The 24369-nt window shown below is 43.4% G+C and carries 23 protein-coding genes; 12 read left to right on the top strand and 11 right to left on the bottom strand.

Going from position 1 to position 24369, the window contains the following annotated elements:
• Positions 1 to 262: 262 nt before the first annotated feature.
• Positions 263 to 1837 carry a TIGR04222 domain-containing membrane protein gene (locus H6F41_RS06625; RefSeq protein ID WP_190402684.1) on the top strand — a complete coding sequence of 525 codons (1575 nt, stop codon included), beginning with the start codon at positions 263 to 265 and terminating at the stop codon, positions 1835 to 1837.
• Between the two features lie 47 nt (positions 1838 to 1884).
• On the opposite strand, the gene H6F41_RS06620 is transcribed toward H6F41_RS06625, so the two are convergent.
• Entirely contained in the window at positions 1885 to 2328 is a 444-nt protein-coding gene (locus H6F41_RS06620; protein ID WP_190402683.1) for an HD domain-containing protein, read from the bottom strand.
• A gap of 105 nt (positions 2329 to 2433) precedes the next feature.
• Between H6F41_RS06620 and H6F41_RS06615 the strand changes: the two genes are divergently transcribed.
• Complete coding sequence (locus H6F41_RS06615; RefSeq protein ID WP_242022949.1) at positions 2434 to 3300, top strand: substrate-binding periplasmic protein; 867 nt, start codon at positions 2434 to 2436, stop codon at positions 3298 to 3300.
• The gene (locus H6F41_RS06610; RefSeq protein ID WP_190402697.1) at positions 3213 to 4103 is read left to right on the top strand and encodes a J domain-containing protein; all 891 of its coding nucleotides are present in this window, start codon (positions 3213 to 3215) and stop codon (positions 4101 to 4103) included. The genes H6F41_RS06615 and H6F41_RS06610 overlap by 88 nt, the downstream gene beginning before the upstream one ends.
• Positions 4104 to 4145: 42 nt before the next feature.
• On the opposite strand, the gene secA is transcribed toward H6F41_RS06610, so the two are convergent.
• Positions 4146 to 6956 (bottom strand): preprotein translocase subunit SecA, encoded by a 2811-nt coding sequence (gene secA / locus H6F41_RS06605; protein ID WP_190402681.1) that lies wholly within the window; start codon positions 6954 to 6956, stop codon positions 4146 to 4148.
• A gap of 176 nt (positions 6957 to 7132) precedes the next feature.
• Here secA and H6F41_RS06600 point away from each other — a divergent pair, with 176 nt between their 5' ends.
• From H6F41_RS06600 to H6F41_RS06585, 4 genes are all read left to right on the top strand, one after another.
• Positions 7133 to 8218 (top strand): ATP-dependent 6-phosphofructokinase, encoded by a 1086-nt coding sequence (locus tag H6F41_RS06600; RefSeq protein WP_190402680.1) that lies wholly within the window; start codon positions 7133 to 7135, stop codon positions 8216 to 8218.
• Between the two features lie 113 nt (positions 8219 to 8331).
• On the top strand, positions 8332 to 9360 hold the full coding sequence (locus tag H6F41_RS06595; protein ID WP_190402679.1) for an ABC transporter permease: 1029 nt from the start codon (positions 8332 to 8334) through the stop codon (positions 9358 to 9360).
• 2 nt (positions 9361 to 9362) lie between these two features.
• Entirely contained in the window at positions 9363 to 10991 is a 1629-nt protein-coding gene (locus H6F41_RS06590) for a DUF3352 domain-containing protein (RefSeq protein ID WP_190402678.1), read from the top strand.
• A 114-nt stretch (positions 10992 to 11105) separates the two neighbouring features.
• Positions 11106 to 12464, top strand: a complete 1359-nt coding sequence (locus H6F41_RS06585) for a hypothetical protein (RefSeq protein WP_190402677.1) — start codon at positions 11106 to 11108, stop codon at positions 12462 to 12464.
• A 5-nt stretch (positions 12465 to 12469) separates the two neighbouring features.
• Here H6F41_RS06585 and H6F41_RS06580 read toward each other — a convergent pair whose 3' ends face one another.
• A complete protein-coding gene (locus tag H6F41_RS06580; protein WP_190402676.1) occupies positions 12470 to 12880 on the bottom strand; it encodes a (2Fe-2S) ferredoxin domain-containing protein in 411 nt (136 codons plus the stop codon).
• A 78-nt stretch (positions 12881 to 12958) separates the two neighbouring features.
• Between H6F41_RS06580 and H6F41_RS06575 the strand changes: the two genes are divergently transcribed.
• The 3 genes from H6F41_RS06575 (at position 12959) to H6F41_RS06565 (ending at position 15463) form a co-directional block, all read left to right on the top strand.
• On the top strand, positions 12959 to 13630 hold the full coding sequence (locus tag H6F41_RS06575) for a response regulator transcription factor (protein WP_190402675.1): 672 nt from the start codon (positions 12959 to 12961) through the stop codon (positions 13628 to 13630).
• 9 nt (positions 13631 to 13639) lie between these two features.
• On the top strand, positions 13640 to 15055 hold the full coding sequence (locus H6F41_RS06570) for a sensor histidine kinase (RefSeq protein ID WP_190402674.1): 1416 nt from the start codon (positions 13640 to 13642) through the stop codon (positions 15053 to 15055).
• A 105-nt stretch (positions 15056 to 15160) separates the two neighbouring features.
• Positions 15161 to 15463: a hypothetical protein gene (locus H6F41_RS06565; RefSeq protein WP_190402673.1), complete on the top strand. Its 303-nt coding sequence runs from the start codon at positions 15161 to 15163 to the stop codon at positions 15461 to 15463.
• A 47-nt stretch (positions 15464 to 15510) separates the two neighbouring features.
• Here the strand turns inward: H6F41_RS06565 and H6F41_RS06560 are convergent, their stop codons facing one another.
• The 3 genes from H6F41_RS06560 to H6F41_RS06550 form a co-directional block, all read right to left on the bottom strand.
• The gene (locus H6F41_RS06560; RefSeq protein ID WP_190402672.1) at positions 15511 to 16092 is read right to left on the bottom strand and encodes a thylakoid membrane photosystem I accumulation factor; all 582 of its coding nucleotides are present in this window, start codon (positions 16090 to 16092) and stop codon (positions 15511 to 15513) included.
• Positions 16093 to 16260: 168 nt separating this feature from the next.
• Entirely contained in the window at positions 16261 to 17025 is a 765-nt protein-coding gene (gene folE, locus H6F41_RS06555) for a GTP cyclohydrolase I (protein ID WP_190402671.1), read from the bottom strand.
• Between the two features lie 480 nt (positions 17026 to 17505).
• A complete protein-coding gene (locus H6F41_RS06550) occupies positions 17506 to 18252 on the bottom strand; it encodes an SDR family oxidoreductase (protein ID WP_190402670.1) in 747 nt (248 codons plus the stop codon).
• A 35-nt stretch (positions 18253 to 18287) separates the two neighbouring features.
• Between H6F41_RS06550 and H6F41_RS06545 the strand changes: the two genes are divergently transcribed.
• Positions 18288 to 18854, top strand: a complete 567-nt coding sequence (locus H6F41_RS06545; protein WP_190402669.1) for a hypothetical protein — start codon at positions 18288 to 18290, stop codon at positions 18852 to 18854.
• A gap of 15 nt (positions 18855 to 18869) precedes the next feature.
• Here H6F41_RS06545 and H6F41_RS06540 read toward each other — a convergent pair whose 3' ends face one another.
• On the bottom strand, positions 18870 to 19433 hold the full coding sequence (locus tag H6F41_RS06540; RefSeq protein ID WP_190402668.1) for a hypothetical protein: 564 nt from the start codon (positions 19431 to 19433) through the stop codon (positions 18870 to 18872).
• 93 nt (positions 19434 to 19526) lie between these two features.
• Here H6F41_RS06540 and H6F41_RS06535 point away from each other — a divergent pair, with 93 nt between their 5' ends.
• Entirely contained in the window at positions 19527 to 19979 is a 453-nt protein-coding gene (locus tag H6F41_RS06535) for a peroxiredoxin (RefSeq protein WP_190402667.1), read from the top strand.
• Between the two features lie 35 nt (positions 19980 to 20014).
• On the opposite strand, the gene ispD is transcribed toward H6F41_RS06535, so the two are convergent.
• The 4 genes from ispD to H6F41_RS06515 all read right to left on the bottom strand — a co-directional run bounded on the left by ispD (position 20015) and on the right by H6F41_RS06515 (position 24328).
• Positions 20015 to 20701, bottom strand: a complete 687-nt coding sequence (gene ispD / locus H6F41_RS06530; RefSeq protein ID WP_190402666.1) for a 2-C-methyl-D-erythritol 4-phosphate cytidylyltransferase — start codon at positions 20699 to 20701, stop codon at positions 20015 to 20017.
• A gap of 3 nt (positions 20702 to 20704) precedes the next feature.
• Positions 20705 to 20923 (bottom strand): DUF2839 domain-containing protein, encoded by a 219-nt coding sequence (locus H6F41_RS06525; protein ID WP_190402665.1) that lies wholly within the window; start codon positions 20921 to 20923, stop codon positions 20705 to 20707.
• Between the two features lie 110 nt (positions 20924 to 21033).
• Positions 21034 to 22998, bottom strand: coding sequence for a DUF3352 domain-containing protein (locus H6F41_RS06520; protein WP_190402664.1), 1965 nt, complete (start codon positions 22996 to 22998; stop codon positions 21034 to 21036).
• Between the two features lie 196 nt (positions 22999 to 23194).
• Positions 23195 to 24328 carry an Hpt domain-containing protein gene (locus H6F41_RS06515; protein WP_190402663.1) on the bottom strand — a complete coding sequence of 378 codons (1134 nt, stop codon included), beginning with the start codon at positions 24326 to 24328 and terminating at the stop codon, positions 23195 to 23197.
• Positions 24329 to 24369 lie beyond the last annotated feature (41 nt).

The following is a 24369-nucleotide window of genomic DNA, read 5'->3' as shown; positions in this document are numbered from 1 at the left end:
AAGCATCTCAATTAGACACTAAGCAATTATTTTTACAATTGAAAAAGCCTAAAGTCCTTATTTTTTGCAATATTCAGTATATGACAAACAAATGAGACTCGTAATATAGCAGTCCTAAATAAGTTAGAAGAGGATTTAGTTCCCCTCAGTCATCGATATACGTTATACATTGGCTGAGCGAAACCGAAACCCTATTTTATATTTAATTGCACTCAGATACTTATGGGAATATATCTAGAGAAGTTGCTAAGGTTACAAACTTATGAGCAATCCGTTGAACTGTCAGATCAAGCTAGAAGAAGACAACCTAGATCGAAAAAATGCGTGGGATTTGCAGAAATTAGAAATATATCAACGGATTCAGAAGTTTTCTCTAGATCAAGATGTACCATTTTCGTTCAGTCATCGGTTGGCGAGAGATAACAACTGGACGCAGAATTATGCTCAAAGAGTCATTATTGAGTACAAGAGATTTGTATTTCTCGCGATTGCGGCAGGGCATCCTGTGACTCCGTCGGATCAAGTCGATCAGGCTTGGCATCTGCATCTGAGCTATACCCGTTCCTATTGGCAAGAGTTTTGTCCCCATGTGTTGCAAACTGAGTTACATCACCAACCGACCAAGGGTGGTAAGTCTGAGAAAGTCAAATTTCATGATTGGTATAGTCGCACATTAGAGAGCTATCGCCACTTTTTTGAAGAAGAACCGCCCATTGATATTTGGTCAACAGCTAAGGAGCGCTTTGGGCAAGATTTACAGTTTGTGAGGGTGAACACTAGCCAAAATTGGATTATTCCTAAATTTCATTTCAAGGATCTTCTAAAATTCAAGGATTTTCTAAAACCAACGATTGCCTCTATTGATTCATCTAATTGGCAAAGACGCACAACACTTTTGCTGATTTTGTTTCTAGTTTCAAGCGCGATCGCAGGCTGTACTGTTAATCCCCTCAACTTGGGTGCTAATGATTTCTTGATATTTTATTTTTTGTTGTCAGTAATTGTGGTCTATACGTCCTTTCTCCTGAAAGACTATCTGCGATTGCCCGATGGCGATCCCAAGCAAACCTATATCAACCTCAGTCCCTATGAAATCGCTTATCTCATTGGTGGCGATCGCAGAGTTATAGAATCGGCGATCGCTAGTTTATTTCATAAAAAGCAGATTAGTATTGATGCTCAAAATCGAACTTTGACATTTAGTGGTTCTCTGAGTGACGTGAGAGATCCTATTGAAAGAGCCTTTGTAGAGGCAATTCAAGCTGATGAGACAATCGATGATCAGAGACGATTATCTTTTAGTTCTAAGGTTCTTCAAAATATTCGCTATGGCAGCGATGTGATTAGCGATCGCTTAGTTAAGCTTGGGCTTTTACTTAATCCATCTCAAGCCTTTAAAGCTCAGGTATATCCAATTCTCTTAATTACGGCACTACTAATTCTAGGAATTACGCGAATAGTTTTAGGAATCTTGCGGAATCGTCCTGTCGGCATATTAATAACTATGGTGTTTTTGATCTCCCTCATTGTTGGGGTTCTGTACAACATAGATTCTCGCCGTACTCGCTTTGGCGATCGCATGATTAAGCATTTGAGAGCAAATCAAGCACGAGTGAAAGATAAGTCACAGGTCGCTTTAATAGTTGCCTTATCAGGCATATTTGCCATCATGGGCGATCAATTTGTTGATTTAAGGACATTCCTTTATCCGCCATCAAACAGCAGTAGCGATAGCTTTAGTGGTAGTGATAATGATAGCTTTAGTAGTAGTGATAGCGGTGATAGCGGCGGCGGCGGATGTGGTGGTTGTGGAGGCTGCGGTGGCGGTGGTGACTAGTTCAAGGGAAGAAATTGCAAAGCAATCACTTTGAGCTATAGCAGTCCTCATTGCTGTAACTCTTGCAAAACCTGTTGATATTTGGCTAAACGCTGAAAATCCTGCTCAGTGGGGTTAGGGATGCGACCAAGATCCATGTTGTGCTTGAGATCAGCAATCTTGACTTTGGTGGCGATCGGATTAGATTTCACCCGCGATATATAGTCGGCATAGCTTTCACCCTCCAGTTTCGTAATTGCGGCGATCGCCTCGGTAATCGAGCTGGGAAAACCCTCACTGACCAGATCTTTAATCGTCAACTCCGAGTCCTCGATCGCATCGTGCAGAATTGCCACAATCTTGCTTTCGAGGCTGTCCATCTGCGCCATCACCATCAAAGGATGAGCAATATATGGTTTCCCCGCTTTATCAACTTGTCCCTCATGGGCTTTGGTGGCAATTGCGATCGCAATCGCTAAGAATTTTTCAGGATCTTTTTCATAATCCAGCATATAGCGCCCTCTAAGTCTCCAAGGTTATAATTATCAACTGTTGATGCAAGCTTTGAGATTACCAAACAAAAAACAATGCGGAAATATATCCACAAACTTGCTTGCTTGGCAATTTATACAAGCGTATGTCTGGGCATCAGTAGTACGATTGCACCTGTCTTTGCGGAAGATAGCAGCTTGGGCATAGTCATGCGCCGAGGTCATCTGCGCGTTGGTATTGATGCAGCCATTGGTGGCCCCTACATGTTTTGGAATGGCAAGACGCAATTCTATGATGGTTTTGAGATGGAAATCATCCAAGAAATTGCATCTCGTCTCAAAATTGAACCACGTCCGATTAATATTCCTTGGGCAACTCAGCCTGAAAATTTAGCATCGCGTCAGGTGGATGTACTTCTGAGTGCGCGGGAAGAGGGCGCATTAGAATCAGGCGCAACCCAAGGTAAGTTTATCGAAACCGTTCCCTACTATCGAAATGCTCAACGGGTGCTAATTCGGGCTGACGGCACACAAATTCGATCTCTGCGGGACATGATTGGTAAGCGAGTGGGCGTTGTTGCCAATAGTGGTGGTGCAGCCATAGCCGAGACCTACAACAAAAATAGAGGTAACGCCCTACGTCTATTTTCATCCCGTGATCTCGATCGTATGCTGATCCAGTTACGCGATCGCCAACTTGATGCGATGATCCTTGATGAACCTGTGGCGGTATGGCAAGTCCGCAATAATCCTAACTTTATAATTGTGGGCGAACCGATGATTCCGATTCGGTTAGTCGCCATTGTCAACAAGGACGATGTATCTCTCAAAAAAGCAATCGATCAGGCTTTAACGGAGATGCGTCAAGAGGGTAAACTCGAACAAATACTTAAAAAGTGGAATCTATGGGAAAGCCAGACAACTTTAAAATCGACAAGGGGCTTGCCAGATATGGTCTTAGCGATCATTATGCCATCCTCGGTTTACCAATGACGGTCGATCCGCTCCAGATTCGCAAAAAATTTCTCAAACTGGCAAAAATTCTCCATCCCGATGTCTTCGGCAGAACTAGCGAAGAAAAGGAAATTGCAACTAAATATTTCTCTAAAATGGTTAGCCCTGCCTATCAGATCCTCAATAGCGATCGCGAAAGAGGAGAATACTTGGCAACGCTGAGAATGTTTGCTCAGGGAAAGAAACAAAAGCAAGAAGTACCAACGCTGAATTCGGAAATTGCCCAAAAGCTGTATCGTATTCCCCATGAAATTACCTACAAGCAATATGTGGAGGAAATTACACCTAAACAATACGATTCGCTAGACTCCATTTTGGAATATACGGCGACTCTCAGCGAGCTAAACCTTGTGTATCTATTTACGCAAACTAGCCCTAGTTTCACGGTTAGTGGTTCGGCTACACCCATGAATACCAGTAATGATCAACTACAGGCACAGCAGCAACCTATTGTTGCCAAACCTGCTCAATCACCAGCACTGCGTAATCTCAATATGGCAGAGCTATTTATTGGCAAGAAACAATGGGCTGATGCGCTCAAGGAGTTAATTGCGGCGGAAAAACTAGATCCGAATAATGCGAAACTCCACGCCCTCAAAGGCTTGGTGCAAATGAACCAAAATGCGATCGCGATCGCCAAGTCTAGTTTCCAAAAAGCCCTCAAACTTGATCCCAAAGAACCAATTGCCCTTAAGTACATCAACCAAGTGAATGTAGCTACTAAACCACCTGAAAAGCCGCCAGAGAAAAAAGGTGGTTTCTTTGGTTGGGGTAAAAAGTAAAAAGTTAAAAGCGGCGCTAAGCGCCGCTTTTAACTTTGGTATCTAGACAAATTCAGCTTCTAAAGATTCAGGCTGTTGCTTGGGTCTTGGGTCAAACTCGAATAGCGAGTAGACAACATCACGGCGAATTTGCGTCATCATGTCAAGGAAAATCTCGTACCCTTCGCTCTTGTATTCGATCAACGGATCTTTCTGACCATAGCCACGTAAGCCAACCGACTCACGCAAAGCCTCCATTGCCTGTAAGTGATCGCGCCAGAGCGTATCAATGCGTTGCAGAATAAAGAAACGCTCTGCTTGACGCATCAAACCAACCTGTAAACCTTCGACCTGAGCCTCTTTAATTTCATAGGCACGACGGACTTCTTCTCTGAGAAAGGCTTGCATCTCAGGCAAGAACATATCATCAAGCTGTTCTGGCTCTAAATCTTGCAAGAGATTTACAAATTCCTTGATCTTTTTGACCATGGCAACCAGATTCCATTCTTCAGGAGGCAATTCAGGATTAACGTAGGCATTGACAATATCATCCATCGTGCGCTCGGCATATTCAATCACGCGATCGCGGAGATTTTCACCCTCAAGCACGCGCCGACGCTCTGCATAGATGGCTCGACGCTGATTATTCATTACTTCATCATATTCAAATACTTGCTTACGGATATCGTAATAGTAGGTTTCCACTTTTTTCTGTGCGTTTTCGAGAGCACTAGTCAACATGCCTGAGCTAATTGGCATATCTTCCTCAACACGGAAGGCATTCATTAGCCCTGCCACACGATCACCTGCAAAAATTCGCATCAAGTTGTCTTCCAGACTCAGGAAGAAACGGGTTGAGCCAGGGTCACCCTGACGACCGCAACGACCGCGCAACTGGTTATCGACGCGCCGAGATTCATGGCGCTCAGTACCAATCACATGTAGCCCGCCCAGATTAGTTACTTCTTGATGTTCAGCACTTGTGACGGCTTCATATTCACGCTTAATCAAAGTGAAGGCATCCCGCAGCTTTTGGATAACAGGATCATCGGTCGGCGCTTTTTCAGAAGCAACGGCAAGCATCTCCTCCGCCGTAAGCTCTGACTGACTCATGCGCCCCATTTTCTCGACCGCATAGTCAACGGCTTCCTTGAGCATAGTCTGAGCATCTTGAGATAGATCACAGGGATAGAGGCTATCTGAGACTTTCCAAGTTTTTTTCTTTTTGGTCTCTGCACCTGTACCAAAACCCTGTCCCTTTTGAGGGCGATCGCTAAACATGCGTTGTCCTTCATTGGTGAAGTCATCATCATCTTCAGGACGGACAATCTGTGGCATGAAGCTTTCTCGCACCTTTAAACGTGCCATGTAGTCCGCATTACCACCGAGAATAATGTCTGTACCACGTCCTGCCATGTTTGTAGCAATGGTAATCGAACCTTTGCGCCCTGCTTGGGCAACAATTTCAGCTTCCCGTTCTACATTCTCTGGCTTCGCATTTAAAAGATTATGAGGAATTTCCTTTTCACTCAGCAACCGCGAGAGGACTTCCGATTTCTCGACACTGGTTGTTCCAATCAACACAGGACGACCTGTTTCGTGCATTTCACGACATTCTTCGGCAACGGCACGCCATTTTGCTGCTTCGGTTTTATAAACCACATCTGACCAGTCTCCACGTCCACTCTTGCGGTTGGTGGGCATCGTGGTAACTTCGAGATTGTAAATTTTACCGAGTTCTGCCTCTTCAGTTTTGGCAGTACCCGTCATGCCGCCCAATTTAGGATATAGCAAGAAGAAGTTTTGGTAGGTAATGGTGGCAAGGGTTTGGGTTTCATTTTCAATATCAACACCTTCCTTCGCTTCGATCGCCTGATGCAACCCATCACTCCAACGACGACCAGGCATAATCCGACCCGTAAACTCATCAACAATGGTGACTTCGCCATTGCGGACAATATAGTTAACATCTTTGAGGAATAATTCCTTTGCCTTCAAGGCATTAAATACATAGTGCGCCCAAGGATCGGCTTGGTCAAATAAATCCGTAACACCCAGTAATTTTTCGGCTAGTTCAAAGCCTTCATCGGTCATAACCACATTACGCTGCTTTTCATCAACCTCGTAGTGGGTTTCCTGTTGCAGTTGTGCCGCGATTTGGACAGCCCCAATATATTTTTCGGTGGGACGTTCCACCATACCTGAAATGATCAGGGGCGTTCTGGCTTCGTCAATTAAAATCGAGTCTACTTCGTCAATAACGCAATAGTTAAAATTTCGCTGGACAACTTCTTCAATACTGGTTGCCATGTTGTCGCGGAGGTAATCAAAACCTAGTTCGCTGTTGGTAGCGTAGGTGATGTCACAGTTATAGTTTTTGCGGCGCTCAATTGGCTCCATCGAATTTTGAATCAAGCCCACAGACATTCCCAAAAAGCGGTGTACTTGTCCCATCCATTCCGCGTCACGACGGGCGAGATAGTCGTTAACCGTAACCACATGGACACCTTTACCTGAAAGGGCGTTGAGGTAGCTAGGCAAAGTTGCCACCAGTGTTTTGCCTTCCCCTGTTTTCATTTCGGCAATTTCACCACGATGCAAGATCATCCCGCCCAACATTTGCACATCGTAATGGCGCAGACCTAAAACGCGGGTAGCCGCTTCACGGACAACAGCGAAGGCTTCGGGCAGCAAGTCATCGAGGGGTTCGCCCTTTTCCAGTCTTTGTTTAAATTCTCCTGTTTTGCCTTGTAAATCGCGATCGCTTAGCTTCTCTAGCTCTGGCGCTAGGGAGTTAATGAGAGCCACGTCGGGACGGAGTTTGTCGAGCTTACGCTTGTTAGGATCGCCAATCAGGTTTTTTAGGTTAAACATAGCTACCGAATGCAGTTAAAAATGCGACTAAAACAGGGGAATGCGCCAAACGTGATATTTAATACGACTTTGGTCTTCATATTACATATTACTCGACTGTTGAGATTGTATTTATAATTTCGATGTTTCGGTTATCCGAAGACAACGAGCAAGAACTATTAGAAGATCTAAGATCTATGACAAAGCTTAAGCGTGTTGGCATTTTGACAAGTGGCGGTGACTGTGGCGGACTAAATGCCGTGATTAGGGCTGTGGTACGCCGTTCCCGCGATTATGACATGGAAATTTACGGGATTAAGGGTGCAACTCAAGGTTTGATGAATCGTCCAGTCGAGGCAGAGGTACTGGATATGCGAAAAGTTTCGGGGATTCTTCGCTATGGTGGCACGATTTTAGGGACAGTCAATAAAGGGAATCCCTTTGCCTACCCCATGGCTGATGGAGAAATTGTCGATCGCTCTGAAGAGGTGATTGAGGGATATCACAAGTTGGGACTAGATGCTCTGATTGGAATTGGTGGCGATGGCAGCTTGGCTATCCTGCGTCGCCTCGCGCAACAGGGCAATATGAATCTTGTGGCTGTACCAAAAACCATTGACAACGATTTGGGAGCAACTGAAAACTCGATTGGCTTTAATACGGCGGTGAGTGTGGCGGTAGAAGCTTTAGATCGCTTGACCTATACCGCAATTAGCCATAGTCGCGTGATGATCTTGGAGGTGATGGGGCGAGATGCAGGACATATTGCCGTTAGTGCAGGGATTGCTGGGGGCGCACATGTAATTTTAATCCCAGAAATTCCCTATAGTTTGGATGAAGTTTGCGATCGCTTAATGAATCGAGCCTTACGCGGCTTTCATTTCAGCACAATGGTGGTGGCGGAAGCGGTGAAAACGCCCACTGGTGAGCCAGTCAAGTACACCAACAGTCTGGGGCAAACTCTCTATGGCGGGATTGGGCAGTACCTTGGCGATCAGATCAGTACCCGTACTGGTATGGAGAGCCGTGTTAGTGTTTTGGGACATGTGCAGCGTGGCAGCACTCCATCACCACTAGATCGCATTCTTGGTGCAGCTTTTGGCGTGGCAGCCGTAGACTTGATCGCGCAGGAAAAATACGATCGCATGGTGGCATGGGTCAATCGTGAAGTTGTAGATGTACCGATTGCCGATGCGATCGCACAATATAGTGCGGTTGATGTGCATGGCACATTAGTCAGAACTGCGATCGGCTTGGGTACTTACATTGGTGAACTTGATTAGGACTCAATTAGAATGAGCGGCGCAAAGCGCCGCTCATTCTATAATCTTTCTATGTTTTTTTGGAGAGCGCTTTGCGCTAATGTGAAAACACATGTCGGGTAAAGCTTCAGCCTATGTCTAGTCGCCTCAAAGCCCTTTTGTATTACATCTCAGCGCGATTACTGCTCGCGCCGATCATGTTATGGGCGATCGCCTCAGTAGTATTTCTGTTAATGCGTGCCACCCCCGGCGATCCCATTGACGCAATCTTAGGTCCTCGAGCCCCTGAAGAGGTCAAAATTGCGCTCCGCGAACAAGTGGGACTAACAGGCTCTTTGTTTTCGCAATATTGGGGCTATATGCAGGATTTGTCTCGCTTTAATTTGGGCAAGTCGATCAGCACTCGTGACCAAACCGTTTGGCAAATCATCAAAAACTTTTTCCCTGCCACTGCCGAGTTAGCACTGTATGCCCTGATTATTGCTTTAGTAATTGGACTAACGGTGGGCATTATCGCCGCCCTTCGCCCCAACACCAAATGGGATGTGGGCGGTCGCTTGTTTGGGATTATTACCTATTCCTTACCACTTTTTTGGGTGGGGATGATTTTGCAATTAGTATTTGCGGTGCAATTGGGGTGGCTGCCAATCGGGACAAGATTTCCGACGAGCATTGATCCACCAGTGCAGGTATTTGGACTATATACAATCGATGCCTTGATCAAGGGTGACTGGGAAAGTTTCTGGCTCAGCGCTCAGTATTTAGTGCTGCCCGCAATGAGTCTAGGCATCGTGATCAGCGGCATTTTTGAGCGGATTGTGCGGGTAAATTTGCGCCAGACGTTGCAATCAGACTATGTGGAGGCAGCTAAAGCAAGGGGGATTAATTCCAGCGCGATTGTGTTTAACCATGCCCTCAAAAATGCCATGATTCCTGTAATTACAATTTTGGGATTGACCTTGGCTTCGATGCTCGGTGGTGCAGTCTTAACCGAAGTTACTTTTTCTTGGCCGGGGCTAGCCAATCGACTATTTGAGGCGATTGCAGGGCGCGACTATCCCGTAGTACAGGGAATTGTGGTATTTTTTGCAATCATTGTCACGATCGCCAGTATTCTCGTAGACATTATTAACGCTTGGATTGATCCGAGGATTCGTTACTAAACATGAAAATCAAACCCGTTTTTGTTGGAATTGCTTTATTGGGAGCTTTGCTGCTGTTGTTGAGCTTAAGCTCCGTGGGCAAAGTCTTGGGAGCGAATCCGCGTGATGTTTTGTCGGGTGTCAAAACTGCGCCGCTAGCTACTAAGTTTTTGCCACAAAGCTCACCCATGTTTGTGTCTTTTTTGGTGAATCCTGAAAAGTTAGGCTTATTTACGCAATTAGCAGCACAAACTAACGATCGCAATGAGGTGCGTCATGAGCTTGCAGAACTCAAGCGGCAATTGCAACAAAACTGGTTATTGAATTACGAAGCTGATATTCAACCTTGGCTCGATCAAGAAATTACTTTAGCGATCACTGATGCAGATCTTGATCACCAATCTGCTAATGGACTGCAAACAGGTTATTTAATTGCCTTTGCCGCTAAGGATGTCGATCTGGCTCAGTCAAGCATGGAGGCTTTTTGGCAAAGATTGGCGGTCGGTGGCTCTGATTTGGGCTTTGAGCAGTATCAGGGCTTGTCGATTTTGAGTACCGAATTTAAAGATGGCAAACCTGCGATCGCAGGTACGACTCTCGGAAATTTTGTAATATTTGCCAACGACTCACGGGTACTTCGTAGTGCCATTGATACGTTCAAAGAACCTAGATTTGCGATCGCAAATCTAGACACCTATCAGTCACGTCTTAGCAAGTTGAATAAGGGCAAAATTGCGATCGCATATACTAAGCTCCCTCAATCCATTCTATTGACCAGCTTTAATGTCGAAAAATCAGGACTTAGAGCCAAATCAATATTAACTTCAACCAAACAAGGCGAAAATTTGGGCGATAGTGTCGTGACAGAAAAGCGTAACTTCTCGCAGAAAAACTATATCAAGCTTGCCAGCACTATACCTGCGGGCAGCTCAGTGATTCTTGGTAGTGATCTTGGGCAAACATGGCAATCGATCAAGGGTTTACTCACGCATGAAGGGCTAGATAAGGTATTGCCAATTTCCATTGATAGTAGTGATTTGGCATGGGCGCAAAATGAATTTGTGATCGCAATACTGCCCCAACCGAATAGCGAACAGCTAGATTGGTTGCTAGTCTCCAAGGTCATCGATGAGCAATCCACAAAAACTGCGATCGCCGAGCTAGATCGTCTCGCCAGAACGAAACTAACCGTCGGAGAGATTGGCACAACAACTCAACCTTTAACAGTTTGGACAAAATTAAGTGCCGCTAATTCGAGTGTGTCAGGTAATGTGGTGGCTGTCCATACTAAGACTAAGGACTATGTTTATTTGTCAAATTCACTAACAGTTTTAGAATCTGCCTTAACACTAAAAAACAATCAATCTATCGCCGCTACTAAAAGCTTCAAGAATGCCTTGGCAAAATTACCAAAGGAGCAACAAACCTATGCCTATATTGCCAAAAATTTGATTAATAGGCTTAATTTAAGAGGATTACAGACTAGTTTATTCAATATTCCCACTATCAGTGGATTAACTCAAATATTTATTGACTCGCCGCTCAGCAATATTTTTAAACATTCAGAGTTAATTAGTTTTGCGGGTAATATAGCTAATAGCAGCAGTGAAATTGCTACACAAGATAGTGAATTTCTAGTAACTCTCAAATAGTTAAATAAACTTAGCCAATCGCAACTAATTACAGAAGATACAGCTATTCTGAAAGGAGTTTGTAAGTGGCTAAAATATATCCAAAATAGGGGCGCTGAACGTGGAGACGATCAGATGATTACGGCAACGGATGAACAGAAATGTCTCGCTTGTTTAACTGAGGCAATTGCCGATTTGCATGGTCAAGCTGACAAGCAAAAGTTGGCTAAAATTGCCGATCTGATTATTCAGACCATGACTGGCCCTTGGAGGCTATTTCACACCCCTAATCACATCTTTGAAGTGGGTGCAGGTGGCGATGCGATCGAAATTATCGCTGCCTTATTCCATGATTTAGTCTATGTACAGGTTGATCAAGGTATCAGTGTCAACATTAGCCGCTACATCTGTGGCTACATCAAAGAAGATCACGAACACCTCGTAATTTTGAATCCCCCAGAACTCTTAGAAGATAACGCTTTTCAGGTAGTCAGTAAGATATTTGGATTTCAGCAAGGACAGCCACTAGTTCCCGTCTGTGGACAAAATGAATTTCTCAGTGCCTTGATTGCTGTCAAAGCATTAGAAGATATCCTGCCGATGTCAACGCTGGCAGAGATTGCCGCCTGCATCGAAGCAACAATCCCTTTTCGTCCGCGCCTAGATGAAAATCAGACATGTTCCGATCTGCTTTTTAAACGCCTGATCGAAACTAATAAATTTTTTCAATTTGGTTGGGATATTCCCAAAGTTAATGAAATTGTCGAGCGCTCAGTCCGTTTGTCTAATCGTGATGTCGAAAACTTTGCTAGCCCCAATTCCTCAAGATTTTTAAACAATACTTGGAATTTAATTCCTGAAACTAACCACGACCTCAAAAATGTCAATTCCTATAGCGTATATGGATATCGGGTATCCATGCAAAAAATGGAAGCATTTATGAATTTTCTATCACCAGATATCGTGTTTCGGCGCTATGGTAATGAGCCAGATGTCCAAACCTATAGCAAATTATTAAGCCTCACTCAGCAAAATTTAGATGTGGCAAGACTATATTTAGGCACCAAGTTAGCTGCCATTGCCCTGCTAGAGGCGTTATCTGCTCGCATTGGCAACGATATTTCCCTATCAACAATGATGGGAGAGTTACCTCTAGAAGATAAATCGATGGCAACCCTAGAGCAGTTTTTGCCTAAAGTCGAGATGATAGTTCATCCTTTAAACGCAATTGAGGCAGAGGTTTTAGAGATTTTAGAAAAGGGACGTACCCTAGATTCCCATTACGATATTAAAAACTCTCCCGTAGCAACCCTGATGGTCAAATCGTTAGGGTTTGCAGAAATGCACAAGATCCTCAAATTGTCGAAGGAGTTTTTTAGTGGCAAGCTCACTGCTGAAGCCCTAATTGCTAACTGCGATCGCAATGTTACGGAAATGATTAAAAATGCGATTTTCCAGTTATTTGATTCTCGCAAAGCCGCCCTTTCGCAATAGACAATTTACTGTGCGGGTGCAACAAAAGCATAATCAGCCACAACCACACCACCGATGATATGTTCTTGTAAAATTCGCTCTAAAACTTCATTCGTTGCCGAGTGATACCAAACACCGTCGGGATAAACCAACAAAATCGGACCGCGATCGCAAACTCGCAAACAATTGGTTTTCGTCCGAAAAACCTTCGCTTCTAGATCCAGTTCTTTAATGCGGCGCTTGAGGTAGTCCCATGCTTGTAGCCCCAACTTTTTGTCGCAACAGAGAGGCTTAGTTTGGTCAGCACAGAGAAATAAGTGCTTTTCAATTTTGGGAATTGATAAATTTGCTGCACGGGTAGCTAATTGTTGCTTAATTAGATCGAGATCTACCACTATCTCCCTATCTGTGGTCATAATTTCAGGATTCAATTCCATAGTTTTTTTTGAGTCATATATTTAAGTCATACAACAAAGGATAATTAAAGATAAAGCCTTAATAGTTTCGATTATTGAATGAAAATTTTGTTGGTTGAAGATGATGAGCGCATCGCCGCCGCACTAACAGAGGCATTAACTGACCATTATTACGTCGTAGACGTAGCATCAGATGGAGAGCAAGGCTTTGCATTTGCACAAACCTTTCCCTATGAGTTATTAATTTTAGATGTCATGCTGCCAAAATTGGATGGTATTGCAGTATGTCGGAAAATTCGACAAACGGGTCACAAAATGCCAGTCTTGATGCTCACAGCAAGAGATACCTATCAAGATAAGGTAACTGGACTAGATGTGGGAGCAGATGATTATGTGGTCAAGCCCTTCGACTTAAATGAATTATTAGCAAGAGTTAGGGCGCTCTTGAGAAGGGGGACTTCTGACCTCACGATGATATTAGAGTTTGGATATTTACAACTTAATCCTAATACTTATGAAGTCCGCTACGATGGAGAACCATTACATTTAACACCTAAAGAATATCGAATTTTAGAGTTGCTATTGCGTCACCGCAATCGCACGTTTAGCAAGTCTGAAATTATCGATTATCTATGGTCATTTACAGAAACTCCTAACGAAGAAACGGTAAAAGTTCATATTCGCAGCTTGCGACAAAAATTAAAAAGTATGGGGGCAAAGCAAGACCTAATTGAAACTGTCTATGGTTTAGGATATCGCCTCAAGCACTAAGAAATAACAATGAGAATTGATGATAAAAAATATTTGCCAAAAATCCTAAGACAATGGTTTTATGATCCTTTTAACAAATTGCATTTGCATTTGTTATTTGCTTGTTTAAGCATGATGAGCATGGTCTTAGGGATAACGACATTGTTTATTTATCAATATTTTGCAAATAATCTCTATGACAAAATTGATCGTCAGATTAAGAACCTAGCTGATTCTGCTGCTCATAGTTTACCCACAATAAAAGCAAATTTGGGTATATCACAAACATCCCGTACATTTGACAATGACGGAGATCTAGACATTCCTTGGCAAGATCTGCGCCAAAATCAGCAAACTGTAGAATGGTTTAGTGCTGATGGTAAGTTACTGGTGCGAACAGGTAAAAAAATACCTAAATTCCCTTTGGTTCAGTCTAGTATTTTGGGCAAGGTACAAAAATTAAAAATCAATGAAAATGACCAGCACAATTTAACTAATACAGAATATGAAGACTTAAGATTCGTTACCATTCCTGTTTACCTTAGTAGTTCGCTTAGTAATCAAGACTCTTCTCAAAAAGTATTGATTGGCTATGTGCGGGTTAGCGAATCTGGCGAAGAAATAGAGGAAGAATTAGAAAGACTACTATGGGCTTTAGGATGGGGAGGAATACTAGCAATTGCCTTGAGTAGTATTGGCGGCTGGTGGTTAGTCAAGAAAGCCTTGCAACCAATTGAAAGAAATTATGAACAAATGCGTCAGTTTACTGCCGATGCTTCCCATGAGTTGCGTAGTCCATTAACAGCCATTAAAACTTCTGTAGACGTAATTCGTAGCCATCCCGAACGTATTCACCGTGACGATGTGCAAAAAATGGCGGCGATTGCTCATGCAACAGCACAAATGGGCAATCTAGTAGAAGATTTATTATTTATGGCAAGGTTTGACAATACTAAATTTAGTGAGTACGAGCGCCATAAGTTGTTGTTTTCTCTCAGTGAGTTATTGGAAGATGTATTAGAAATACTAGAAACCCAAATTCAGCAAAAGGAAATAACATTACATACCAATCTCTATGATCCAAAGCTAAACCAAATCAATATCTATGGTGAACCGCACGAAATTCGTCGCCTGTTGATGAACTTACTGGAAAATGCGATCGCATACACGCCAAAAGCAGGAGACCTTACAGTTAATCTATTAAAGTACGAAGATTATCTAAAAGTTAGCATTAGTGATACAGGCATAGGTATTGCTAATGAGGATTTAGATCACATTTTTGAACGATTTTGGCGGTCAGATCGCGCTCGCACAAGACGATCAGGTGGCTCAGGTTTAGGACTATCAATTGCACAAGCAATTGCCAACAGACATGGCACAACTATTAATGTGAAAAGTGAGATAGGTGTGGGTAGTAGTTTTAGTGTGAAATTTTTCTATAAGTAAATGTGACAAAAAAGACTATTTTTACTTTGCGCCTTTCCGAGTTCTTTACTTTTATTCGACATAATCAACGCATTCACTAAAACTAACCGTAGCCCCAAAGTAATCATGAAAAAATTTAACTGGCGCAAAATTCACCGCTTTATTGCTCCTATTTTATTTCTACCACTTTTGCTGACCACTGTTACAGGGGTCGCCTACAGACTAGGAAGGAGTTGGTTTCATATACCTAAAGGTGAAGGCACATTAGCAGAAACTTTACTGACAATTCATCAGGGAGGATTTCTAGGAGATCAACTCAGACCCTTCTATGTTTTGTTAGATGGGCTAGGGTTAATCGGGTTGATCGTAACGGGAATAATTATGATGGGACTTGTAGGAAAACGCCCTCGCCGCCAATACGATGTCTAGTCTGGGTCTACTAAACCAAAAAGTGCCGCAATGCGGCACTTTTTGGTTTAAGGATTTAGTTCGTTGATTACCTTGTCAGTTTTGCGGAATTTTAATTCTGGTGGTGCATCGGGTAAACCTAAAACATCACGAATTGCTGAATCTAATTCTTCAAAACCAAAAAGCCCTTCACGGTCGTAGCTAACTTTGCCATCGCCAGAGATTAGCACTGTTTGAGGAACTGTACCTTTGTAATAATAGGCTTCATCGCTTGGCGTATAGTCCTTTCGGTCTAAGTCCAAGCTATCAACAGAAACCGCAATTAAGCTAATCGTCTTGCCATAAAAACCTTGAGCAAGATTGAGAATTGGCGAAAATCGTTTGCAGTCAGCACTATCATCAACGTAGAAAACGATCATCGCCGCGCGATCTTTCTCAAGAGATTGCGCCAAGCTGATTCTTGGTGGCACAATCGAGCCATTGCCACCATAGAGAGCAAAGATATTGCCATCATAGGCATCGTCGGTCAGTTTTGCCTGTACAGGTTGCGTATCACCGACCACTGTTCCCAGAAATATACTTAGGCTTAAACAACTTGCGATCGCAACACCAAAAATTACATCAAAGGATCGCTTCAGCCAATTTTTCATTATTTTTAATACAACTTCCAATATAAGTTCTTCTACAAAACACTATAGATGTAGGTATCACAAATTAAAACCCAGTGATCTTAGGCAACACGTAGGTATACCTTGAAATCTCTGGGTTTTAGAAAGGCGACAAGCGCCAAAACTAGTCACACAAATTAGTCACGCAGATTAGTCGCCAAAACCATGGGCGCGAATTAGATCAAAGAATTCCTTCTTCATGTGGGGGTCATGGCGGAACGAACCACGCACGATCGAGTTAACCATTTTGGTCTCAGGTTCTTTGACTCCACGCCAAGTCATGCACATATGCTGCGCCTTAATTACAAACGCTAAGCCTTTGGGTTTAATCAGATTCTCAATAGTATCAGCAACCATGATGGCAGCTTCTTCTTGAATGTGAGGACGACTCATCACCCAGTCAACAATACGATTGAACTTAGAAATACCAATTACGCGATCGCTAGGAACAATACCAATCCAGGCCTGACCAACAATAGGAACAAAGTGGTGGGAACAAGCCGAACGCACAGTGATGGGACCAAGGGTATAGATTTCGTCAAGTTCTTTGGCATTAGGGAAGTCAGTTACCTTAGGCATGGGATGGTAACGCCCTTTAAAAACCTCGTCCACATACATTTTGGCAACACGTTTTGCGGTTTCTTTGGTGTTGTGATCGTTTGCAGTATCAATAATCAACGAGTCAAAAACACCTTGCAATTTCACTTCGATTTCTTTTTTTAGCTCTTCCCGTTCAGTCGCGCTAATGTGATGGGCGATCGAGTCATTGGCAAAGAATGGATCGCCAGCGGCAACCACACGCTCACGGATAATTTGCGAGATAGCTTTTCTGGTTGGTAAAGATTCTAAGACTTTTGCGGGTTTTGAGTCGCTTTCAGAATTGTTGCTGACAGGGCGAGAGATACTGATCGTCATGGTGTGATACTTACTAGATATCCAGTGAATTAACGTAAAACTGAGGAAGCCAAAAAATACCGAGAAAACAGTAATTAAACATCAAAATTTTTCGCTTGACTCCAATCAAATTCGCATACATAAAAACGGATTTAATCAAAAATTCAAACTATAAAGCTTAATATATTCTCCCATATTTGCAGATCTGCGGAAGTTATTACTTCTCTCAATAGATTGAAATTTGGATTTAATTTTTTCAATTGTCACTGAGTCTTCCTTTATAATTCTAAACCATTGTTTCGTCGCTATAGTTGATTATGGTTAAGTTTCAGTTAATTCCATCCGTAAGATAGAGAAACTAGATTAATTTCAATTTTGCATAGTTTTGAATAAGTAGACTAAAAGCTGCTTTGTATATAGACAAATACTTATCAATTTCTTTAAATCGAAAAAAGAGTGGCGGCGCGAAGCGCCACCACTCTTTTTTCAAGAAGCCAAAAATTAGAAAGCGCCTGCATTAGGCATCAGTACGAAGTCACTAATCATTGCGTCAGCAGGCAGATTTACTAAGGTCATGATTGATTCAGCAACGGTGGCAGGGCGCAGCATCGCTGCACGATTGAAATTGGGGGGGACTCTGTCACCGAGGGTGTCCCATAGTGGTGTATCGATAGAACCTGGGCAGATTGACATAACTTTAATTCCATGGGGTTGCTCTTCGGCGGCGATCGCTTGCGTCAAGCCCAAGAGGGCGAACTTGCTAGCACAGTATGCCCCCCAGTTGGGAAAACCTTGTTTCGCGGCAATGGAGGCAACATTGATAATCGTGCCGCTTTTTTGCGATCGCATTGAGGGTAAGGTTGCCTGCAAGCATTGAAATACACTAGTCAAATTTAGGTCAAATAATCTTTGCCATTCCGCGAGGGGCATATCAATCAATTCACCGATATATGCCATGCCTGCATTGTTGATCAAAATATCTACCCCTCCCATATCCTCGACAATAGCCTTGATTTGGGTCGCGACTTGAGATACATCAGCTAGATCAATCGCATATCCTTTAGCATTACTGCCTACGGGCAATTCCGAGATAATTTTGTCAGGATTGCGACTAACGAGGCTTACCTGTGCGCCTGCTTGCAACAGTCGTATTGCTACTTCTTTGCCAATGCCACTACTAGCACCCGTGACGATTGCTTTTTTGCCTGTTAATTTGTCGATGGATTTAGTTGATACTGTATTGGTCATGGTTTGATTTTTTATTTAGTCTATGTCAAAAGTCTATGTCAAAGAAGGTCGGACGCAACTTTTGGTGGCTATGGCTAGTCGCAAATATTCTGGGTAATGTTCTGCTGCCGATGTTGGTTTGGCAAGATCCCTATGATTTGCGATCGCAAATTTTGATCAACGAGATCCTACATGCCGTAGGAATTTCGATTGCTCAATCGGTAATGCTGCGTGATCGCTTTGCCAGAGAAGCTTGGTGGCTACCCCTAACATTACTGGGTTGGATCGTGGGATTGACGATCATCTTTTTTGTGCCTGCGCTGACTTTGAGATCGCAAGGTCAGAACCTGCCAGACATTTCCCGATTATTCGTTAGTTTTGCGATTATCGGTACGATTGTGGGTATTTGTCAGTGGCAATTGCTCAGAGGTTTTCGTGCAGCAGGGCTGTGGCTATTTGTGAGTGCGATTGCCTTGTCTCTTAGTGTTGCAGGGTTGTACCTTGGCTATATGGCAAAGTCTACGCTTTTAGCCAATATTCTCCAAGGTCTCATCTATGGGGCAATTACAGGTTTATTTATGATTAGAATTTTGCGATCAGCAAAGATAAAAAACAAAGATTAGAGTTGCACCGCAACTCTAATCTTTAGTGGCTTCCACAAATCGCAAATCGCGCTTTAAAAACGTCTTCTCACCAGTCTCCGTATTTACCGTCGCTCTGATTAAGCTCGTTTTTGTTACCAATAGTTTTGCCATGTAATAAGGGCTATCAGGTTCTAAAACTAAAACACGATCGCCTACCTGCAAAGGTCGAATTGTCGGCATGGGCAAATTAGTGCGCCGATCTTCTGAAGAGCTATTTTCGGGTGTATTGCGATCGCTATTAGGGAAGGCATCCACAGTGGAAAGGGATACTCGCTCTTTAACCAACTCCTCGACATATTGTTTCAGTCTTTGTTCCAGCGATAACTCCAAGGCATGGAATCGCTCATGATCATGATGATCTTGGGTGATCGAGCGACTCAAAACCTGCCGCAAGCCATGGGTTACAAAGTCCGATTCATTTTTACCCGTTAGTTGAATTTGTTCGATTAGCACAGCATAAAGATCGTGCGGTATCTGCACAGATATGGCAACCATAGCTAGCTGTTTTGCCTGTTCTGTTGACTGTTCAGGTGAGTTATCCATCGCAGGAGTTTCCATGGTAGTGATTATTGATAAGATGATGATTAGCTGTGAAACCAATACTCGTGTTCCAGTTTAAATACCCAATCAAAAGGTAATACAGGAAACTCTATGTCTGTCGAAGTCGGTCAAAAAGCTCCAAATTTTACTTTACCTAGCGATCGCGGTGATATTACACTCAGCCGCTACGAAGGTAAAACAAACGTCGTCCTCGCATTTTATCCAGGCGATTTTTCACCTCTCTGCACCAGTGAAATGCAATGTTTTGCAGACGATTGGACTAAATTTCGGGAGGCTGGGGCAGAAATTTTGGGCATCAGTACCGATCCAATCGAAAAACATATCCAGTTTTCCAAAAAGTTAGGTTTACAGTTTCCCTTACTCAGCGATCGCAATCAAGAAGTATCGAAAAAATACGGCGTGGCTGGGCTATTTGGCAGTAAACGCGCCTATTGCATCATCGATATTCATGGCATCGTCCGTTATAAACACATTGAATTTTTGCCCGTGTTTAAGCGGGAAGATAGCGAGCTTTTAGTTGTGCTACGCAGCCTCAAAGCCTAAATCTAAAAAGAAAGGACGCAAAGCGTCCTTTCTTTTTAATTATGTCGCTGTTTTAGAATGAACTCTGCGATCGCAAGATCTTGAGGAGTCGTCACTTTGAGATTGGTTTCTTCACCCATCACAATTTGCACTGCCAAGCCAACTTTTTCCAACAGAGCAGCATCATCGGTAACTTCCCAGCTTTGCTCTAGAGCCGTGAGATGGGCATTTTTGAGCAGTTCTAATTGAAAGCCTTGGGGAGTCTGAGCTGCCCAAAGTTGATCACGATTGGGGGTATCCACAATCGTTAAGCCATTGACCACCTTAATTGTGTCCTTGACTGGCACAGCCGCAATAAAGCCCTGCATAGTTTGCAAAGAGGCATCACAGCGATCAAATAATTCAGGGGTGGCTAAGCATCGCGCTCCGTCATGAATCAGTACGCGATCGCAATCTGCGGGTAAAGCCTGTAACCCATTAAATACCGAGGCTTGACGACTTTCTCCACCTTGAATTAGGCGAATTGGCTTTAGTTGACTAATCTCATTAAATATTTTTTGGAACTCTGGGTAGTCGTGGGGTTGCCCCATCACGCCAATCCATGCAATCGACTTTGAGGCAATCGCAGCTTCGAGAGTCCATTGCAAGATTGGTTTGCCCAATAACGGCAACAACAACTTGTTGCAATCGGCTCCCATGCGTTTGCCGCTACCTGCCGCAGGGATTAATAGATGACAGGCCATAGTTTAATCAGCCAATTGCCACCAACCAAAGGCGGGGCCAATAAAGCGAATTGTCACCCAGATTAACGCGGTTGCACCAATGCCATACCAAGCCCATTGGGTAGAGACTTCGACAAACTTATTGGCTTTATCTTTTGTCAAAAAAGGAATCCAAGAAGCGACTGGTTCTGATTTGCCGTAGTCTTCTCCCAATACTTGTTTGCGGCGTTTGGACTCGCCCATAATTAACACTCCTAAACTTACTTACAGCTCACCCCATAATATCCTATGCGAGTGCTAAGCAATCCAAGAAGGTGAGTGGCAGCGCTTCGCGCTGCCCTCGTCTAAAGAGTTTAGGGGTTTAGTCCCAAAAAGAAATCGGCTTGAAAACGATCGCTAGTTTCTGAATAGACAAACACAGCACCACCTAACATATCAATTGCCTTTTGAACAGGTGGGGGCAGCTGGGGTTGATCCGATTCACTAGACACATCAGGAAAGGGAATTACACCTGTGAGCATTAGCAAGCCCACACCTTGTTTTGCGATCGCATTGGCATTCAGATAGAAATAACCAAAGTTTGGTTGGGGCATGTCGGCAATTGCATCGCGAAACATTTCTGACTGAGCCAGTGATGGTTTTGGAGTCGGGCTAAAATCTGCGGCAGTGCTAGAACCCAATGTCAGCAGCAAAGTTTGGCGATCGCGCCAGCCATAGGCAAAAATGCTCTGAGTCTTGCCACGAACTTGCTCATCGGGAAACTCAAAACTAGTAAGTAAAGTCGTACCAACTTGACGCTTTTTAATTTGCAGCCCTTCCGATTTCAAACTGGTGACAAAGTTATTTAACTTGGCAAGCGCCGCATTAGCGGCTTCAGGCTTAGATGTGCGAATTAGCATCCCCGCCGTTACGTCCGTGCCAACTTCTTTTAAAGGAGAGTTTTCACTGGGAAAGACAACAAACGCATATTCCCCATCCATCCACGAAATAATATCTTTCTCAATATCAATGTCAACCCCAAAGCCAAACATCAACGGCACAACCATCCGTAAGCCTTCGGTAAAGATTTTGTAGGAAGGTTGAATTTTTGACTCTTCGACAAACCATTGCCACTGGCGGTTCAGATTACGACTGGTAATCGCTCCATAGACATTAGGAGGTAAATAGGACAACAATCGATCGCGATTTTCATTGTCTTTTGGCAAGGGTGGGCGCACCGATGAGAAATAACTATTACTTTGGCTGCGAAGTCCCTTGGGAGTTAGCCATGTAAATAAATCGAAGCTGCTGTATTGGGCGAGGGTTGTTTCCAATCCTTGTAAATATTCAGCACGGCTAAATCCGGGAATTTCGGAAGTTTCGGGTAAGTCCTCTGCCAAGGACTTATAAAATTCGGCTAAGGACTGAAAATCACCATAGCCCGCCAACAAGGATTGATTCCAACGCGGATTATTGACCGATCGCAAAAAGAGCGGGTGTGTTGCGAGTGACTGAGACTCATTGACATCAATCATCTGCTCAATTGCTTGGCGATCGGAGGCAATCACCGCCATACCACTGGGTAAATTTGCGATCGCAAATTTTTTGGGAGTAAAGTCTGGCATAGGTGGCTGAAATTCTTCCATTTCTTGATCCTCCTCTGGCAGATCCTCATCCATATTTTGCCCCACATTTTGCTTGGTGCGGAGTTGAGAAATCTGTGATTTGGCTAACTGCGAGATAACTGGCTTGTCATCAGATTCCCCCTCCTCTGACTGCAATTGCCATTCTAAAATTTTGACGTTTTTGTATAGAGTTTCAGTTGGCTGCGGTAGCTCGGATTCTTGGAGCTTAGTTAGGAAATCATCAAAACTTTTGGTATTGGTAATCGGTGCTAAGCCAACAAACATAATTTCTGTCTGTTGGTTAGGGTTACTCAAAAATGCGATCGCCATTTCTTTACCCAGCCAAGGCTGTACATATTTTGCGATCGAGATTTGCGGATCTCCTGCCAAAAGACCAAATAACTTATCAAGCCCCAAAACTGGATCGATTGGTGGTGCATCTGCTGATAGTTGCCATGACTGCGGATCAACATCTAGAATCATCACGCCGATCGTACTAGCAGGAAGGTGTTTGACCATCTTTAAGGAGCGAGCTGCAAATTGATGGGGACTAGCAGCATTAAGACTCTTGACCTGTTGCTGTTGAGACACAACACTTAGCCTTGATTCTCGACGAGATGCCAATAAATTATCAGTTAGGTTAGAAGAATTTGCGATCGCAGGTACAGATGTACTTGCAGCAATCGCTAAAAGTGTGGCAAACAAACTCCGCATCCAAACACCTCCACAAAGTAAACGCCGTCAAATAATATATTGGCTACATTTAAGATATAGTGCTTTGCGATCTAATCAAAACAAAAGAAAACCCGCAAAGCGGGTTTTCTTTTGTTTTGATTACGGATTGATATAGCAATTTTTAATCAAGCAATATATAGAATTTCTCTACCAAAAATGAGAAAATCCTATAAATCTAATTAATATTACAGTTAGCAATTTTGGCTAATAAAGACGCATACTGCGCTTGAAACTCCTTTGCTTTTGAGTCCTTAGACTGATGCCAACCCGCCAACCACATAGGAGTTGGGAAATGTCCATCGGGTTCATGGTCAGACGGCACAGCATTGGATGCAATCCAAGTACCATTGTGTCGCCACCCAATGCGATCGCAAAAAGTTTGCCAGCCCTTCATCGCCTTATCTTCTTCGATCACAGCACCAAAGATCTTACTTACCTCGTCGGCGGAAGTATTATCAGCCATCGCCTCAAAGCCTGTAATATCCGTTTGCACAGGAGGCAATAAATCGGCAGGGAGTAACTGTAGCAATTGGTTAGATACTTTAATCTGATCAGCCTTTTGCGCTAAAACCTGTTCCTGCGCTTGCTTTACTTCTTTGATTAAAACTGGGGCAAGAGTACGGAATTGATTATTAGGATTGGTGACAGCAGCTTGGACAGCATCAATCAACACCAACCAAGGATCTAAACCAAATCGGTTGCCAATCCCCTTTAACTGTGTGCAGATTTCCCCTAAACCTTGCCGACTGCGAGGACTATCGGGTTGTTTAAACAGCTCCAACATACTTCGCAGCTTCAGTGGAACCTCAGACTGAAATACTGTCAACATCTCGCGAGTATCATTCTTGGGCGCAGTCGCAGCAGTTGCACTAGTGGGTACTTTGCCCGCCACCAAATCCTGTAAATGTACCTTGAGATTTGCAAAAATCTGATCAGAACCAGCCATCACCCCATCAACAACATCCTTAGTCAATCCATAGGGGCTTTGCAGATGCTCAACTAGCTCCTGTAACTTGTCAAAAGCCTGTAAAAATAGCGTTTGTAAATCCTGATCAACTTTGAAATTATTATTTTCGCGAATTACCTTGAAATAATCTTCAAAATTATGGGCAATGTGTTGAATGCTACTAAAGCCCAACATTGCTGCCCCACCCTTGATCGAGTGAGCTGCCCGAAATATTTCATTGATTGCCTCAGCATCCCCCATCAGTGATTGCAAATTCAGCAGCCCTGATTCAATTGTCTGGAGATGTTCCTTAGCCTCCTCAATAAAGTAACCTGTAATCTGCTTTTGCTTATCCTGATCCATGACACTAACCCCTAATACCTAAGATTACTTAACAAATTGAT

The organism is Pseudanabaena mucicola FACHB-723 (assembly GCF_014696385.1).
Classification (GTDB): domain Bacteria; phylum Cyanobacteriota; class Cyanobacteriia; order Pseudanabaenales; family Pseudanabaenaceae; genus Pseudanabaena.
Note: the sequence above shows the minus strand (reverse complement) of the source record. Positions and strands in the feature narration are given on the sequence as shown.